This is a genomic window from Flavobacterium sp. K77, from assembly GCF_021608205.1.
GTDB lineage: Bacteria > Bacteroidota > Bacteroidia > Flavobacteriales > Flavobacteriaceae > Flavobacterium > Flavobacterium turcicum.
Genome location: NZ_JAKIHO010000001.1, coordinates 1,131,796 through 1,148,624, shown reverse-complemented (window position 1 = coordinate 1,148,624; position 16,829 = coordinate 1,131,796). Strand labels below are relative to the sequence as shown.

General features: G+C 35.0%; 14 protein-coding genes. 9 read left to right on the top strand and 5 right to left on the bottom strand.

All coding sequences use genetic code 11. The annotated features are described in order from the left end of the window. Nucleotides 1–14: 14 nt before the first annotated feature. Entirely contained in the window at nt 15–293 is a 279-nt protein-coding gene (locus L1S34_RS05095; RefSeq protein WP_166137311.1) for a DUF4834 family protein, read from the bottom strand. A gap of 120 nt (nt 294–413) precedes the next feature. On the opposite strand from L1S34_RS05095, the gene L1S34_RS05090 reads away from it, so the two are divergent. Then, complete coding sequence (locus L1S34_RS05090) at nt 414–1,358, top strand: transporter (RefSeq protein ID WP_236363081.1); 945 nt, start codon at nt 414–416, stop codon at nt 1,356–1,358. A 21-nt stretch (nt 1,359–1,379) separates the two neighbouring features. Beyond that, a complete protein-coding gene (locus L1S34_RS05085; protein WP_236363080.1) occupies nt 1,380–2,498 on the top strand; it encodes a GTP cyclohydrolase in 1,119 nt (372 codons plus the stop codon). Nucleotides 2,499–2,630: 132 nt separating this feature from the next. On the opposite strand, the gene L1S34_RS05080 is transcribed toward L1S34_RS05085, so the two are convergent. Further along, nucleotides 2,631–3,893: an aminotransferase class I/II-fold pyridoxal phosphate-dependent enzyme gene (locus tag L1S34_RS05080; RefSeq protein WP_236363079.1), complete on the bottom strand. Its 1,263-nt coding sequence runs from the start codon at nt 3,891–3,893 to the stop codon at nt 2,631–2,633. Nucleotides 3,894–4,152: 259 nt separating this feature from the next. Between L1S34_RS05080 and L1S34_RS05075 the strand changes: the two genes are divergently transcribed. Continuing rightward, nucleotides 4,153–4,917, top strand: a complete 765-nt coding sequence (locus tag L1S34_RS05075) for an NYN domain-containing protein (RefSeq protein WP_187038256.1) — start codon at nt 4,153–4,155, stop codon at nt 4,915–4,917. On the opposite strand, the gene L1S34_RS05070 is transcribed toward L1S34_RS05075, so the two are convergent. Next, complete coding sequence (locus L1S34_RS05070; RefSeq protein WP_236363078.1) at nt 4,910–7,294, bottom strand: hybrid sensor histidine kinase/response regulator; 2,385 nt, start codon at nt 7,292–7,294, stop codon at nt 4,910–4,912. The two genes, L1S34_RS05075 and L1S34_RS05070, sit on opposite strands and share 8 nt — an antisense overlap. A 262-nt stretch (nt 7,295–7,556) precedes the next feature. Between L1S34_RS05070 and L1S34_RS05065 the strand changes: the two genes are divergently transcribed. From L1S34_RS05065 to L1S34_RS05055, 3 genes are all read left to right on the top strand, one after another. Continuing rightward, nucleotides 7,557–8,135, top strand: a complete 579-nt coding sequence (locus tag L1S34_RS05065) for a non-canonical purine NTP diphosphatase (protein WP_236363077.1) — start codon at nt 7,557–7,559, stop codon at nt 8,133–8,135. Between the two features lie 205 nt (nt 8,136–8,340). Beyond that, complete coding sequence (locus L1S34_RS05060) at nt 8,341–10,260, top strand: DEAD/DEAH box helicase (RefSeq protein ID WP_166137293.1); 1,920 nt, start codon at nt 8,341–8,343, stop codon at nt 10,258–10,260. Between the two features lie 84 nt (nt 10,261–10,344). Then, nucleotides 10,345–11,112: a carboxypeptidase-like regulatory domain-containing protein gene (locus L1S34_RS05055; protein ID WP_166137290.1), complete on the top strand. Its 768-nt coding sequence runs from the start codon at nt 10,345–10,347 to the stop codon at nt 11,110–11,112. Between the two features lie 177 nt (nt 11,113–11,289). Here L1S34_RS05055 and L1S34_RS05050 read toward each other — a convergent pair whose 3' ends face one another. Then, the gene (locus tag L1S34_RS05050; protein ID WP_236363076.1) at nt 11,290–12,753 is read right to left on the bottom strand and encodes an aminoacyl-histidine dipeptidase; all 1,464 of its coding nucleotides are present in this window, start codon (nt 12,751–12,753) and stop codon (nt 11,290–11,292) included. A gap of 188 nt (nt 12,754–12,941) precedes the next feature. Here L1S34_RS05050 and L1S34_RS05045 point away from each other — a divergent pair, with 188 nt between their 5' ends. Beyond that, complete coding sequence (locus L1S34_RS05045) at nt 12,942–13,925, top strand: DUF3810 domain-containing protein (protein ID WP_255710722.1); 984 nt, start codon at nt 12,942–12,944, stop codon at nt 13,923–13,925. 49 nt (nt 13,926–13,974) lie between these two features. Here L1S34_RS05045 and L1S34_RS05040 read toward each other — a convergent pair whose 3' ends face one another. After that, nucleotides 13,975–15,279 carry an NAD(P)/FAD-dependent oxidoreductase gene (locus L1S34_RS05040; RefSeq protein ID WP_236363074.1) on the bottom strand — a complete coding sequence of 435 codons (1,305 nt, stop codon included), beginning with the start codon at nt 15,277–15,279 and terminating at the stop codon, nt 13,975–13,977. A 269-nt stretch (nt 15,280–15,548) separates the two neighbouring features. On the opposite strand from L1S34_RS05040, the gene L1S34_RS05035 reads away from it, so the two are divergent. Both L1S34_RS05035 and L1S34_RS05030 read left to right on the top strand, forming a co-directional pair. After that, entirely contained in the window at nt 15,549–16,049 is a 501-nt protein-coding gene (locus L1S34_RS05035) for an RNA polymerase sigma factor (protein ID WP_166137278.1), read from the top strand. Beyond that, on the top strand, nt 16,049–16,657 hold the full coding sequence (locus L1S34_RS05030) for a hypothetical protein (protein ID WP_236363073.1): 609 nt from the start codon (nt 16,049–16,051) through the stop codon (nt 16,655–16,657). Before L1S34_RS05035 ends, L1S34_RS05030 begins: the two co-directional genes overlap by 1 nt. Nucleotides 16,658–16,829: the final 172 nt, after the last annotated feature.

Sequence of the window (16,829 nt, the reverse complement as noted above, 5' to 3'; positions counted from 1 at the left end):
TAAAAAGCGCAAATTTAGTCTATTTCTTCGTAATCCACATACTCTCCTACTTTTTTGGTCTCACGAGGTTTTTTCACATTTTCGGTATTGTATACAACATCCTCATTAGCGCGTGACTTATTCCAATTATTTTGTTGCTGGTATTGCTGTTGCTGCATATTTTGACCTGCTTTTTCAACTACTTTTTTCACAACAAGAGGTAAAAATAATTTAGCTAAAAAACGAAAAATATAATAAAAAGCAATCATGTAAAAAATCGCTCTGATAAATCCAGAAAATGAAGCTGTTTGCATATTGGTATATTTTTTTTCAAAATTACTAAATCCAAAGTTCAAAAGTAAGTTATCAATCTTAAATAAATAATAAAAAATAGTACATTTGAAGAGCCTTGTTAATTTTAAACTCAAAAAACAATGAAGCATTTAAAACTCTTTCTATCTTGCACAATGATGGCCTTTTGCAGCATCAATTACGCACAACATACTGATGAAATCAACTCAAATCGTCCTGGAGAAACTATGTCTGCTTTTTCAGTCGGTAAATCTGTTATTCAAGTAGAAACGGGAGTATACGGCATTCGTCAAAAGCATTCTATTTTAAATTATGAATCAAATGGCTTTGGCGTAGACGCTGTGTTGCGTTGGGGAGTTTTTTCAGAAAAATTAGAACTTATTGCCGATTTGCAGTATCAAAACGAAACAATCAATAGTTTATTTAGCTCAACAAAAATATCTAATTTAAAACAAACCGTACTTGGTGCTAAATACTTGATTTACGACCCGTTCAAAAACTATGAAAAAAAGGTAAATGTCTACAGCTGGAAGGCCAATAGAGCTTTTAATTGGAGACAATTAGTACCTGCAGTTTCCTTTTTTGCTGGCGCAAATATCACTATGGCAGACAATCCTTATGCTTTTGATTTACAATCGAGTATTTCACCAAAAATCATGCTGATTACTCAAAACCATTTGGGGGATGGCAAATGGGTTTTTGTCACTAACATTATTGCTGATTATATTGGCACAGAATTTCCAAGTTATGGCTACGTACTTACTTTAACCAGAGGCATTACACAAAAATGGTCGGGATTTGTAGAAAATCAAGGGTATAAAAGTGACTTTTACAGTGATGCCATTGTTCGAGGTGGAGCCGCTTACTTACTAAATAAGGACATGCAAATTGACGCATCAATTAGTACGAGTTTAAAAAACACACCCTCTATTTTTTACGGAGGACTTGGTTTTTCTTGGCGATACGATGCTAATTACAAAGAGGTACGCATCAATATCGATAGCCCAAAATCGGCATCAAAAAAATCCAAAAACAACAATACATCCAAAACGGGATCAAAAAATTAACACTAGACTTTTTTTCATAAAATGATTACAATACACGAAGCGATTACCAAAAAAGAATTAACTGATTTTATTAAGTTCCCTTTTACCATTTACAAAAACAACGAAAACTGGATTCCGCCACTAATTGCTGATGAATTAGAAGGTTTTGATAAAAAAAACAATCCGGCTTTTGAAAACGCTGAGGCGTATTTCTACGTTGCCAAAAGAAATCAAGAAATAGTAGGACGAATTGCTGCTATAATTAATTGGAGTGAAGTAAACGATCAAGACAAACGCAAAGTACGTTTTGGCTGGTTTGATGTAATTGATGATATCGAAGTTACAAAAGCACTATTAGAAAAGGTTTACGAATTAGGTAGAAAGCACCAAATGATCTATGCTGAAGGGCCGATGGGTTTTTCAAACCTTGACAAAGTAGGTGTTTTAATCGAAGGTTTTGATCAAATTGGTACGATGATTACTTGGTACAACCATCCCTATTATGCCCAGCATTTTGAACAATTAGGCTTTATAAAAGAAAAAGAATATATCGAAAGTACCTTTCCTTTTGTTAATGTAAAACTTGAGTTTTTTGAGAAAGCGAATGACTTGGTTCGCAAGAGATACCAACTTAGCCCACTTAATTTTAAAACTACTGCAGAGGTAATGCCTCATGTAGATAAAATGTTCGATTTATTTAACAAGTCTTACGCATCGTTATCGTCGTTTGTAGCAATTTCAGATACTCAAAAAGAATATTTCAAAAAGAAATACATTAGTTTTATAAATCCTGAATACATCAAGTTTGTAGAGGACAAGGACCACAATATCGTTGCTTTTAGCATTGTTATGCCTGACTTTGCTCCTGCTTTAAAAAAGGCAAAAGGAAAGTTATTCCCATTTGGATTCATCCATCTTTTAAAAGCCAAAAAACAGAGCAAAAATGTCATTTTTTATCTAATTGGTGTTTTACCCGAATACCAAAACAAGGCAGTAACCGCCATCATCTTTAAGGAATATTATGAAACTTTTAAAAAGTTGAATATTCAAGATTGTTTTAGAACACCTGAACTTGCAGACAATGCGGCTAGTTTGAATTTATGGAAACATTTTGATCCAAAAATTCACAAACGCAGATGTACCTACAAAAAAGATTTGTAGAACTAGTGATGAAACTAATAGACGACACTATAAAAAAAGGAGTAAAACAATGTTTTACTCCTTTTTTTATTTATCGCCAAGAACTTAAAATAGTTAACTTCTGGAGATTATTATTTATAATTCACTACTGAATTATGCTTCCATATCTACAGTAGTGGTTGCTGCAATTTGTTTGTAAGTTCCGTTTACTAATTTTTCGCGGATAGCTTCAAAAGCTGCTAAAGTTTCATCGATATCGGCTAAAGTATGTGAAGCAGTTGGAATCATACGCAATAAAATAATTCCCTTTGGAATTACTGGATACACAACAATTGACAAGAAAATGCCATAGTTTTCTCTTAAGTCGTTTACCATCACCATTGCTTCAGGAATACTTCCTTCTAGGTAAACAGGAGTAATACAAGTGTTCGTATCTCCAATATTAAAGCCTTTCTCTTTTAATCCGTTTTGCAACGCATTAACATTCTCCCATAATTTATCTTTAATCGCAGAAGATTCACGCAATAATTGTAAACGTTTTAACGAACCAATGGTTTGAATCATTGGCAATGCTTTTGCAAACATTTGAGAACGCATGTTGTATTTCAAATAATCAATAATGTCTTTATCTGCTGCTAAAAAAGCACCAATATTAGCCATTGATTTTGCAAAAGTCGAAAAATACACATCAATTCCGTCTTGACAACCTTGCTCCTCACCTGCACCAGCACCGGTTTTTCCTAAAGTTCCAAAACCATGCGCATCATCAACTAACAAACGGAAATTGTATTTTTCTTTTAAAGCAACAATCTCTTTTAATTTACCTTGTTGTCCACGCATTCCAAAAACACCTTCGGTAATGAACAAAATCCCGCCGCCAGTTTCAGTAGCCATTTTAGTAGCACGCTGCAGGTTTTTCTCCATACTCTCGATATCGTTATGCTTGTATGTAAAACGCTTACCACTGTGTAAACGTACACCATCGATGATACATGCATGCGCATCAACATCATACACAATAATATCGTTTCTTGTTACAAGAGCATCAATTGCTGACATGATTCCTTGGTAACCAAAATTCAATAGATAAGTTGATTCTTTCATTACAAAAGCAGCCAATTCTTGTTCTAATTGCTCGTGATATTTGGTGTGTCCACTCATCATACGTGCACCCATTGGGTAAGCAGCTCCAAATTGCACAGCGGCTTCAGTGTCTGCTTTACGTACTTCAGGGTGATTCGCAAGTCCTAGGTAGTCATTCAAACTCCAATTCAAAATATTTTTTCCACCAAACTGCATTCTTGGTCCTAATTCACCTTCTAATTTTGGAAAAACAAAATAACCTTCGGCTTGAGAAGCCCATTTCCCTAAAGGTCCTTTATTGTTTTGAATCCTTTCGAATAAATCTTTTACCATAATATATCAAGTAATAATTTTAATTTTAAGAAGTTGCAAAAATAATTATTTAATTTTATAAAGGACTTGAAAATAAATTTATTTTTTTTGGTTATAAACAGCTTAAAATCATTAGTAATTACAGTAAACAAGTAAAAACTTTACAAATTATGAAAGCAATTTTCGACCTATTAATAATAAGATAGATTACATTTTTCATAGTATCGGTGCCATTTAAACTTTGTATATTTGGCTGCAGCTTGTTAAAAAGTAATACATCATGTCACAAAACACTAAAGAATTAAAATTAGCCGTATTAATAGATGCCGACAATGTGCCTTACAGCAACGTAAAAGGTATGATGGAGGAAATTGCCAAATTTGGCACACCCACTACCAAACGCATTTATGCAGATTGGACCAAACCAAATGCGGCAGGTTGGAAAAGTGTTTTATTAGAGCACGCCATAACTCCAATTCAGCAATACAGCTACACTGTGGGTAAAAACTCTTCAGATTCAGCAATGATTATTGATGCCATGGATTTATTGTACTCTGATAAAGTGGATGGCTTTTGTATTGTATCCAGCGATTCTGACTTTACTCGTTTAGCCATTCGCTTGCGTGAATCAGGCATGAAAGTAATTGGAATTGGCGAACAAAAAACACCAAATTCATTTATTGTGGCATGTGACCGATTTGTTTATATCGAAGTTTTGGATGGCGCAACTAAAAAAGTATCTCCTAAAAGAGCCAACACGGATACGAAAAAGACAGTAACCAAAAGCTTAAATAAAATTGATTTGCAAACCATTGAACTTATTGAAGCAACTATCGAAGATATTGGTGACGAAAGCGGTTGGGCCTTTCTAGGTGATGTAGGCAATTTAATAGTTAAGAAAAAACCTGAATTTGACCCCAGAAATTATGGATATACTAAACTCACACCCATGTTAAAATCACTGACTGACATTTTAGAGATTGACGAACGTGACTCCGATAAAAAAGGAATCAAACATGTGTATGTACGCTTGCGTTTTAGCTAAGCAATCGCTGTACAATAGCAAATAAAGTTTCTTTTTTAATTGGTTTTGTAATGTAATCATTCATACCAATTTCTTTAACTCGATCTCTGGTAGTTTCCATTACATCCGCGGTAACGGCAACAATTGGCACATTGGTATTTTGCAATCCGGCATCACCTTTTCTAATAGCAATTGTAGCCTCGTAACCATCCATAACAGGCATTTGTAGGTCCATTAATATCAAATCATAAGTGGTTTCCAAAAGAAAATCCAAAGCCTCTTGCCCATTATTTGCGTAGGTCACAGTGGTGTTTAGCCATTTTTTTGTGATCATTTTTATAACCATCTGATTAATAGGATTATCCTCTACAACCAAAATAGATTTACCCGATAAATCATATTCAATCGCGATTTTACTTGCTTCTACTATTTCAATAGCTTTTAAAACAGGAAAGTCAAGAGCAATAACGCAGGTTGTACCTACATCAACTTTGCTAACAATTTGAACCTGTCCTTTTTGCATATCAACCAAGGTTTTAACGATATACAAGCCCAAACCTAAACCACCAAATTTTCGTTTATTATTGATATTATTTTGGGAAAAAGAATCAAAAATACTACCGATCTTTCTTTTTGAAATTCCAATCCCAGTGTCCGAAACATTCAATACAATATGAGCCTTGTCTCCCTCGGTAAGTTCACAACTTACAACAAATTTGACATGACCTCGACCTGTAAATTTTATAGCATTATTAAGCACATTATTTACAATTTGTACAAATCTATTTACATCTCCTTCCACACGATCCGGAAAAGTACCACTTTGTACAAACTCAAACTCAAGTCCTTTGTCTTTGGCCCGATAAATGGCATTGTTTTTTAAATTATTTAAGACTTCAAGGGGATTAAACGGACTTTTATCCAGTTTAAGTTCTCCTTTTTCAATTTTAGAAAAGTCTAAAATATCGTTTACAGAACTCAGTAAACTATGTGAAGAGTATTTGATAATTTGACAATTTTCTCGGATTTTGTCATCTTGAACCTCTGTTGAAATGTTTTCAATTAAATTTAAAATAGCATTCAAAGGAGTTCGCAATTCATGACTAATATTCGATAAGAAGTAAGATTTCAAATCATTCATTTCTTCAGAACGAACCAAAGCAAGACGATTCAATTCGTTTTTTTCGTTTTTCAGATTTCGAATTAGATTAGACATTGACAACGACAGAAAAATTACCTCAAGTGCAGTACCTAATTTAGAGCTGTTTTGTGTAAAAAAATTAATAGGTAACAATCCAAAATTGTATAAAATAAATACACCAAAACCTAAAATCAAAAACAAAATTCCAGTCGTAAAATAGGAATCAACAGGCTTTTTCGTGTAATACAAAAACCCTATCGAATAAACAATCAGCAAAAGAAAAACTAAAGTTAAAACATTAACTAATATGTAGGAAAACAACAATATGCTTGGCAAGAAAATTACTGAAAATAGGAGAAAAATCAACAAACCATACGCAACCTTAAAAAGTTGGTAAATTGTTTTACTATTTTCTTTAATTCTCAGGTATAACTGACTGTACATACCCGACATGAATACGGCGACAATTGCAATGAGTAAAATGGCATGTTTAGAAAACCAACTACCATCTGAAACTACTAGTTTATAAAAGAAACCATCTAGAGAAAACTGCAATAAACCCACAGAAGTTACATACAAACTGTAAAAAAGAAAAATTTTCTCTTTTAAAGCGAGATAAAAAAAGAAATAAATTACCGCAACTATAAGAAGCATGCCGTAAAAGACTCCAAAAAACAAATTTTCCTTAGACATCAGGGCAATGTAACTTTCAGTCGAATAAATAAGCATTGGGATTTTAACCACTTCGCCGTCGCTCTTCAAATGCAAATACAAATCGAACTGCGCTTTTGGAGGTAGAGTTAGCTCAAAAATTGATTTTCGACTGGTAAAATCACGATCCTCGAAAGGCTTAGCATCGCCACTAATTTTTTTGGTTATTTTACCCGTTGCACGATTAACAATAAACAACTCAACCACGTCAGTCATCGGTCTAGCTGTTTCCATATAATAGTGAAACTCTACATTTGTAGCATTTACTAAACCCGTTTTTGCCCAAAAATGATGTTGCGAAAAACCTAAATCGTCATTTTCAGATTTTAAAGGAACAGGTTTAAAACTATTAAAACCTTTGATTGCTTGCTCAATTGTTAAAACACGATCCTGCACATCAATTATAGAGGTATACTCGTGTAATGAAAATGTATTTAACGAAGTGTTATTTTTTACAATAAATTGTGCCCGGGAATTGACAGAAAATAAGATAACTAAAACCAAACCCAAAAAAGCGAAATTATTTTTTGTCTTTTTTTCTCCCATACTGCTATTCTACTTAAATTCCTGTATTCTTATCTACGTGCAGAGCGCACATTTGGTTTTACATCACAAGATAAAGTTAATCATAAAATGGAAGCAAAAATAAGATTTAATAAAAGGTTTTAGTAAAAAACACCATTTAAAAACAAAATGAAATTAATTAGTGAATATACTGTCCTGCTATTAAAACAAGAAAGTAATTTACAAGTAAAGACTATCGAAGCCTCCTTCAAATTATTATCTTTGTTTAAACGAAATATAACTCATGAAAATAGTTTTTGCCTCCAACAACCCAAATAAAATCACCGAATTACAAAGCATGATGCCAGACAGCATTACGATAATATCACTTAAAAGTATTGGCTGTCATGAGGAAATTCCAGAAACAGCTGACACTATTGAAGGTAATGCCATTTTAAAAGCCAATTACGTAACACAAAACTATGGCTACGATTGTTTTGCCGATGACACAGGTCTTGAAGTAGCTGCCTTGAATGGCGAACCAGGATTTTACAGCGCCAGATATGCAGGTGAACAACGCAATGCTGATGATAATATGAACAAACTTTTAAGAGCACTTACAACCAAAAATGATAGAAGTGCTCAGTTTAAAACAGTTATTGCACTTAACCTTAACGGAGAACAGCATCTTTTTACAGGAATTGCAAAAGGACAAATAATAACTGAAAAAATTGGAAATCAAGGTTTTGGCTATGACCCTATTTTTCAACCCGAAGGATATCAAGAAACGTTTGCTCAATTACCACTGAGCTTGAAAAACAAAATCAGCCACCGAGGTAAAGCTACACAGCAATTGCTTGATTTTCTTCATGAAAAAAGATAGCACCGCTCAAGCATAACATTTTTACAACAATTCTACACTAAACAAGTCATAATTTAACACATTAATTTCACAAAACTCTGTAACCTTTTGAATAACAAAAGATAACTTTCTGATAATCAAATCGTAATAAAACCACAAATCTTGAGATTGCATTAGTTTATATGGATATTTTAGAGTAATTTTGCACCCTATTTTAAAAATACATATGAATAAATTTGAACAATTAGGATTGAGTGAATCGTTACTGAAGGCGGTTTTAGATCTAGGATTTGAAAATCCGAGCGAAGTACAGGAGAAAGCGATTCCCCTATTATTGGAAAAAGATACAGATATGGTTGCGTTGGCTCAGACAGGGACAGGGAAAACGGCAGCTTTTGGTTTTCCAGTTATCCAAAAAATTGATGCTAACAACAGAAACACACAAGCATTAATTTTATCTCCAACGCGCGAGTTGTGTTTGCAGATTACCAACGAACTTAAAAACTACTCTAAATACGAAAAAGGTATTAATGTGGTAGCAGTTTACGGTGGAGCTAGCATTACAGAACAAGCTAGAGAAATAAAGAGAGGCGCACAAATCATTGTGGCAACTCCAGGAAGAATGCAAGATATGATTAACAGAGGTTTAGTAAACATCACTGGAATCAACTACTGCATTTTAGACGAAGCAGATGAAATGCTAAACATGGGATTCTACGAAGACATTGTTAACATTTTATCTACAACTCCAGACGACAAAAACACTTGGTTATTCTCTGCAACTATGCCTGCTGAAGTAGCACGCATTGGAAAGCAATTTATGACCGATCCAGTTGAAGTAACTGTAGGCGCTAAAAACTCTGGTTCAAACACAGTATCACACGAATTTTACCTAGTAAACGCACGTGATCGTTACGAAGCTTTAAAACGTTTAGCTGATGCAAATCCCGATATCTTTTCAGTTGTTTTTTGTCGTACCAAAAGAGACACACAAGCAGTTGCTGAAAAATTAATTGAAGACGGATACAGCGCCGCAGCATTGCACGGAGATTTATCTCAAGCACAACGTGATGGCGTTATGAAATCGTTCCGTGGTCGTCAAATTCAAATGCTTGTTGCTACTGACGTTGCCGCTCGTGGAATTGACGTTGATAACATTACACACGTAGTAAACTATCAATTACCTGACGAAATTGAAACTTATAACCACCGTTCTGGCCGTACAGGTCGTGCTGGTCGTTTAGGTACATCAATTGTTATTGTTACCAAAAGTGAATTGCGTAAAATTTCTTCTATTGAAAGAATTATCAAGCAAAAATTCGAAGAAAAAGTTATTCCATCAGGAATCGAAATCTGCGAAATTCAATTGTTGCACTTAGCTACAAAAATAAAAGATACTGAGGTTGATCACGAAATTGACAACTATTTACCAGCTATCAACAGTGTTCTTGAAGGTTTATCTAAAGAAGAGTTGATCAAGAAAATGGTTTCAGTTGAATTCAACCGTTTCATCAATTACTACAAGAAAACAAGAGACATTTCGTCACAATCTGGAGAAAGACGTGAAAGAAGCGATGACAGAGAACCGAGAGAAAACAACAATGGTGGAGCAACTCGTTATTTTGTAAATATCGGATCAAGAGATAACTTTGATTGGATGTCTTTGAAAGATTACTTGAAAGAAACATTAGACTTAGGTCGTGATGACGTTTTCAAAGTAGACGTAAAAGAAGGTTTCTCTTTCTTTAACACTGATCCAGAACACACTGATAAAGTAATGGAGATATTGAATAACGTACAATTAGAAGGACGTAGAATCAATGTTGAAATTTCTAAAAATGACGGTGGCGGAAGACGTGATCATAACGGAAGAAATTCTGGTGGTGGTTTTGGCGGAAGAAGTTCAGCTCCAAGAAGAGAAGGAAGTTTTGCACCAAGAAGAGAAGGTTCTGGCGGATTTAGAAGCGACAGAAGTGCTGCTCCAAGAGAAGGCGGATTTAAAAGTGATAGAGGCGGTTTTTCTTCAAGAAGAGAAGGTGGTTTTTCATCGGATAGATCAAGAAGCGAAGGCGGATCTGACAGAGCACCAAGACGTTCTGAAAGTTTTGGAGACGCTCCTAGACCAAGAAGACCAAGAAGAGACTAACGTTTAGTTAATTTTCTTATAATTATAAGAGAACTACAAAATATTTAATCTTGATTTATTACTTTTAAAGTCTTAAATCTAAGTATGAAATATTTTGTAGTTTTTCTATTTATAACACTTTCAATATCTGCTTTTTCGCAAGTTAGAGAGCCATCGCAAAGAGTAGAAGGAATCATCCTGAGTAACACGACCAAGCAACCGCTTTCGAGCGTAAACATCATCAACGTCAATAAAGTACGAGGAGCCACAACTGATGAAAGCGGCCACTTTGAACTTGATGTACAAGTAAATGACACTTTACACATTACTAGTCTAGGATTTCAATCTTTGCGCGTGCGCGTTACCAATGACTGGATCAAAAACAGAACCACTAAAATTCAATTGACAGAAAAGGCTATTGCACTTGAAGAAGTTGTTATCAGACCTTTCAATTTAACTGGATATTTAGAGGTAGACAGCAAGATAATCCCTGTAAAAGAAAACTACCGCTACAGTATTTCAGGCTTAACACAAGGCTACGAAGCCGGGCAATACTCTCCAAACGCATTTGGAAAAGTTTTAGGATCGATATTCAATCCCGCCGATTTACTTTATAATTTCTTTGGTAAAAACCCCAAGGAATTAAAGAAATTAAAGGAGATGAAAAAAGATGATACAGTACGCAAATTACTAGAATCTAAGTTTGACCGAGAAACCATTGCCGTTTTACTTGGCATTGATAAAAACGAAATTCCTGAAATATTACAACGTTGCAACTACTCTGAATCGTTTATTAAAACTGCTAACGATTTGCAAATTATGGATGCCATAAGTGCTTGCTACGAAGATTATAAAGTCCTAAAAAAGAAATAAAATAAAATAGAATAAAGTTACTTATTGATAAAATCCTCTTTTGATAAAACAAAAAGAGGATTTTTTATTTAAAAGAATTTCAAACAAAAAAAACACTCCTAAAAGAAGCGTTTTCAAAAAGATTTTATGACAATCTGCAGCTCCTAATTTCATCAAGAACTGCGGTCAAAAATTATTTTATTTAAGAGGAATATTAGCCAATATTTCAACGAAGAATTTCCAAAACTTTTGAGAAGATGAAATGCTCGCTCTTTCATCTGGCGAGTGTGCTCCATGAATCGTTGGCCCAAACGAAATCATATCCATATCTGGATAATTTGTTCCCAAAATACCACATTCTAAACCAGCATGACAAGCAACAACTCGTGGTTTTTCGCCATTTTGCTTTTCATAAAGCGGCACCAAAACATCTAAAATTTCAGATTTAGAATTCGGAGTCCAACCCGGATAAGAACCTGAAAACTCCACCTCGCAACCCATTAATTCAAATGCAGATCGCAAACCATTAGCCAAGTCAAACTTAGCTGTTTCAACAGAAGAACGAGTTAAACATTGAATGGTTAATTGTCCCTCTCCTAACATCACTTTTGCAATATTATTTGAAGTTTCAACCAAATTATCAAAGTCGGCACTCATACTATAAACTCCATTGTGTGCCGTGTACATAGCTCGCACAAAATAAAATTGCGCAATTGAAGGCATAACTTTAGGAGGAGTAGCCTCTAACTTTTCAAAAACAACTTCTAAATTAGGCTCGGTAGTTTTTAATTCGGTTTTGATTTCGTTTACAATTTGCTGCATGTCAAAAACAAAAGCTTCATCGTAAACTTCGGCAATGATTACTTTAGCCACACTTTCTCTCGGAATAGCGTTGCGCAAGCTACCACCTTTTATTTCAGCAATTTGCAATCCAAAATTATCAAATCCGTCAAATAACAAACGATTCATAATTTTGTTAGCATTGCCTAATCCCTTGTGAATATCCATACCAGAGTGCCCACCATTCAAGCCTTTTACCGTAACAATGTAGCCTACTGATCCTTCAGGAGTATCCTCTTCGTCATATTCGGCAGTCGCCGTAACATCGATACCACCTGCACAACCTATGTCAATTTCATCATCTTCTTCAGTATCCAAGTTCAATAAAATTTGCCCTTGCAAAATACCACCTTGCAGGTTTAACGCTCCCGTCATACCTGTTTCTTCATCAATGGTAAACAAAGCTTCAATAGCTGGATGCGCAATTGTAGTGCTCTCCAAAATAGCCATAATTGCTGCTACTCCTAAACCATTATCGGCACCTAAAGTTGTTCCACGCGCACGAACCCAGTCGCCATCAACATACATATCTATACCTTGCGTATCAAAATCAAATACGGTGTCTCCATTTTTTTGATGCACCATATCCAAATGTCCTTGAAGCACAATAGGTTTGCGATTTTCCATTCCGGCAGTGGCAGGTTTACGAATAATCACATTGCGGATTTCATCTTCAAAGGTTTCCAAACCAAGGCTTTCGCCGAAGTTTTTCATGAAAGCAATTACGCGATCTTCTTTTTTTGAAGGTCGAGGTACTGCATTCAAATCTGCAAATTTATTCCAAAGCGCTTTTGGCTCTAGGTTTCTTATTTCTTGACTCATGTCGTATATTTAGATGTTTACATTATTGAAAGTTCAAAGTTACAAAGTTTAAAATCGATTACGATAGAATTGATATTGTAATTATATTTACGGGAATAAAAAAAATACTCGTGCGCAAATCCTACTTCTTGTCCCTTTTTCTATTATCTCAAATTGTACTATTACAAATTCTGCCGTATTTCCCAAAGATGGTCGAAACAAGATACAGCCAAACGTTATACCCTATTATTTCGCGATTTTTAAGAAGTAGTTTGGGAAAAATTCCTTTCTCAGTGGGAGATGTTCTCTATTTTATTTTGATATTGTTTTTAATACGATGGGTTTGGAATTTAAAAAAATCTTGGCTTTCCAATCGAAAGAAAACCATTCTGGGAATACTAAACTTTTGTTCGGTGCTTTATTTTTGTTTTCACTTTTTGTGGGGATACAATTATTACCGACAACCTTTGCACGAAAAGCTACAGCTTCAAAAAGAATACACCAACGAAGAGTTACTGCTTTTCACAGAAAAATTAATCGTTAAAACCAACGCTATTCATCATCAAATTACGGGAGTAAAAAACAAAAAAGTGATGATACCTTATAGTGCGGCGGCTATTTTTAAAATGAATCAAAACGGTTACGACAACTTAGCAAAAGAATTTCCCTTCTTGAAATACGAAAAAGCGAGCATAAAAAAATCGCTTTGGAGTACACCCTTAACTTATATGGGTTTTGGTGGTTATTTGAATCCTTTTACGAATGAAGCTCAAGTAAACTCGCTAGGACCGATGTATAGTTTTGCCATGACTACCAATCATGAAATGGCGCACCAAATAGGATATGCAAGCGAAAGCGAATGCAATTTTATAGGATTTATGGCTTCTACTAAAAATACGAATCCTTACATCAAATATTCTGGCTACAGCCTTGCGCTGAGGTATTGCTTGGCTAATTGGCAGGCTCGTGATGGAAAACAGTACCAACTTTTACTAAAAAAAATAAATCCTGGAATCATTCAGAATTACAAAGAAAGCATTGCTTTTTGGGAACAGTACGACACTTTTATCGACGCTGTTTTTCACGCATTTTACGATCAATTTTTAAAACTCAATCAGCAACAAGATGGCTTGAATAGTTATAGTAAATATGTTGATTTGATGGTGAACTACTACAAAGACAAACCGCTGTAACAAAACAATAAATTCGGCATATTGAACAGAAAAAACAAGCTACATTGGACTACATTTCATCAGTCGTAAAAGTAGTAAAACTTCTTTTTTTGTAGGGTCTAATGATTAAGCGGCCTTCTCGATCAAATCGGATGTAGTTGTACACCCAATTCAAGAAAACAACAGCTCGGTTTTTAAAACCAATCAATGCAAATAAATGCACAAACATCCAGACGAACCAAGCAAAAACGCCATGAAAATGATATTTTGGTAAGTCGACTACCGCTTTGTTCCTACCAATTGTTGCCATGGAGCCTTTGTCATTGTATTCAAAAGCTTTCATGGGTTTGTTATGCAGGAGTTGCACTAAATTTTCGCCCAATAAATCTCCTTGCTGTAAAGCAGGCTGTGCCATCATAGGATGCCCTTGCGGAAACAATTCTGACTCCATAGTAGCGATATCACCAATGGCAAAAACGTTATTAAATCCGCGAACTTGATTGAATTCGTTGACTCTAATTCTAGCTGCTTTATCCACGAGTTCACTCCCTTTGATTCCGGCTAGTAAAGCACCTTGTACGCCCGCTGTCCAGATCACAGTAGCGGTTTCAAATTGCAGGTCAGAATTGGTAGTAATTGTTCGACCATCATAATTGGTCACACGTACATTTTTCCAAATCACCACACCTAAGCTTTCTAGAAATTGTTGCGCCGCCGCAGATGATTCTTCGCTCATAGTATTTAAAATGCGATCACCACTTTGGATTAGATTAATTTGCATTTTGCCCATGTCTAAATCGGGATAATCCTTTTGCAAAATGGCTTTTTTCATTTCGGCCAGAGCACCCGCTAATTCTACTCCCGTTGGGCCGCCGCCTACAAGAACAAAGTTCATCAACGCTTTTTGTTCTGTAGGATCTTGTGTGAGCACCGCTTGTTCAAAATTTTCAAGAATCAAACTGCGAATATTAAGCGATTGCGGTATGGTTTTCATTGACATACTGTTGCGTTCAATTTCTTTATTGCCAAAAAAATTGGTTTTAGAACCAGTTGCAATCACCAGATAATCATAGGTTAAATCACCAATTTCGGTACTGATTTTCTGGTTTTGCCTATCAATTTCTTGTACATTGGTTAACCTGAAATAAAAGTCGCGGTATTCTTGAATCACTTTTCGAATGGGATATGCAATCGAGCCTGCCTCTAAACCTCCCGTGGCCACTTGATACAACAAAGGCTGAAACGTATGGTAGTTGTGTTTGTCAAGCAACACGACTTGCAAATTTTTGTTTTTGAGTTTTTTAGCAACTGCTAAACCAGCAAATCCGCCTCCAATGATAACAACGCGCGGCAAAGTAGATTTAGGAATATTCATAGTATTAAAAATGAAAATGGTGTATTCAAAGGTACATTTATTTTGAAAGTAGCAGTATCAAAGCAGTAAAAAGCAAAATTAAAATTATTAGTTTTTTGAAAATTACTCGACTTTAGAGCCCCGATAGCAGCGGCATCCCTCGCCTTTTTTTTGGCGAGGATACAGCGGAGAGCGGGACTAGGCGACTTCATGGAAAGGAAAAATTCCTGCTCCTAGAAAAAAAACAGCAGTTTTGTAACAAAATCCAGAAGCGCAGTACTAACGTAAATATGAGTACACAATTAGAACAATCCTTTGTGCAGCAATTGCAAGAAAACCAGAATATAATCCACAAGATTTGTAGGTTGTATACCAATGGTGACGATGCGCATAAAGACTTGTTTCAAGAAATCACGATTCAATTATGGAAAGCGTATCCTAAATTTAGAGGAGATAGCAAGTTTAGTACTTGGGCCTACCGAGTGGCCTTAAACACAGCCATTACGCTTTACCGCAAGACCAAACGCTCAATAAATACCGTTGAATTTGAAGGAAGGCAGCATTTTTTAAATGAGGTGGAGTACAATTATGAAGAGGAAGAACAATTAAAATTAATGTATGCTGCAGTGTACCAATTGAATGATATTGAAAAGGCGTTAATTTTTATGTATTTAGAAGATAAAGATTACCAAGAAATATCAGAAACATTGGGGATTAGCGAAGTAAACGCAAGGGTAAAAATGAACAGAATTAAAGGGAAATTAAAAAAAATATTAAATCCATTAGGATAATGAAAGAACTGGATTTACTAAAAAAAGACTGGCAAAGGAGTGAAAACTCTTTCGAACAAGTGAGCGCAGACGCTATCTACCAGATGATTCACAAAAAATCATCATCGGTAGTGAAATGGATATTGATTGTAAGTATACTGGAATTTGTACTATTGAATGGTCTATCGTTTTTCATGAACAGTAAAGAGTACGATGCTTTTGTGTTGGCACATCCGATTATCAAAACGATTGAGATCATCAATTACGTTGTAATTTTTGGTTTTATTGTATTGTTTTTCAGGAACTACAGATTAATATCCACCCTAACCTCGGCTAAAGAACTCATCAAACAAATTTTGACCACACGTAAAGTCGTTAAATTTTATATTTTGTGGAATATAGTGTTTGGTGGACTCACAGGTACCTATACAGCAATAGAAGGTTTCAATGAAGGGCAAAAAGCAGCAAATTCACAAGCAGAGCTTTTAGATAGCGAAAACATACTTGTAATATTGATTTTTGCACTGATTATCATGGGTTTAATTTGGTGTTTTTACAAGCTCATTTACGGTAGTTTCTTGTCGAGATTATCAAAAAATTACACTGAATTGAAAAAAATTGACTTATAATATGAAGTTATGACCTCAATGAAATACAAACAGACAAAGTTTTTCATTATGGAGATTCACTTAAAAAATAAAAGTTCGTAAGCACGGAAAACGTTTTATAAAACCAAGGAACCAAAAAACAATCGCACTGTTTTTTGGTTCCTTTTTTTATGTGAAATTAGAGTATAAATAG

Coding starts and splice junctions, on each gene's coding strand:
- L1S34_RS05095 (WP_166137311.1), bottom strand. CDS start 293: ATGCAAACAGCTTCATTTTCTGGATTTATCAGAGCGATTTTTTACATG.
- L1S34_RS05090 (WP_236363081.1), top strand. CDS start 414: ATGAAGCATTTAAAACTCTTTCTATCTTGCACAATGATGGCCTTTTGC.
- L1S34_RS05085 (WP_236363080.1), top strand. CDS start 1,380: ATGATTACAATACACGAAGCGATTACCAAAAAAGAATTAACTGATTTT.
- L1S34_RS05080 (WP_236363079.1), bottom strand. CDS start 3,893: ATGGTAAAAGATTTATTCGAAAGGATTCAAAACAATAAAGGACCTTTA.
- L1S34_RS05075 (WP_187038256.1), top strand. CDS start 4,153: ATGTCACAAAACACTAAAGAATTAAAATTAGCCGTATTAATAGATGCC.
- L1S34_RS05070 (WP_236363078.1), bottom strand. CDS start 7,294: ATGGGAGAAAAAAAGACAAAAAATAATTTCGCTTTTTTGGGTTTGGTT.
- L1S34_RS05065 (WP_236363077.1), top strand. CDS start 7,557: ATGAAAATAGTTTTTGCCTCCAACAACCCAAATAAAATCACCGAATTA.
- L1S34_RS05060 (WP_166137293.1), top strand. CDS start 8,341: ATGAATAAATTTGAACAATTAGGATTGAGTGAATCGTTACTGAAGGCG.
- L1S34_RS05055 (WP_166137290.1), top strand. CDS start 10,345: ATGAAATATTTTGTAGTTTTTCTATTTATAACACTTTCAATATCTGCT.
- L1S34_RS05050 (WP_236363076.1), bottom strand. CDS start 12,753: ATGAGTCAAGAAATAAGAAACCTAGAGCCAAAAGCGCTTTGGAATAAA.
- L1S34_RS05045 (WP_255710722.1), top strand. CDS start 12,942: ATGGTCGAAACAAGATACAGCCAAACGTTATACCCTATTATTTCGCGA.
- L1S34_RS05040 (WP_236363074.1), bottom strand. CDS start 15,279: ATGAATATTCCTAAATCTACTTTGCCGCGCGTTGTTATCATTGGAGGC.
- L1S34_RS05035 (WP_166137278.1), top strand. CDS start 15,549: ATGAGTACACAATTAGAACAATCCTTTGTGCAGCAATTGCAAGAAAAC.
- L1S34_RS05030 (WP_236363073.1), top strand. CDS start 16,049: ATGAAAGAACTGGATTTACTAAAAAAAGACTGGCAAAGGAGTGAAAAC.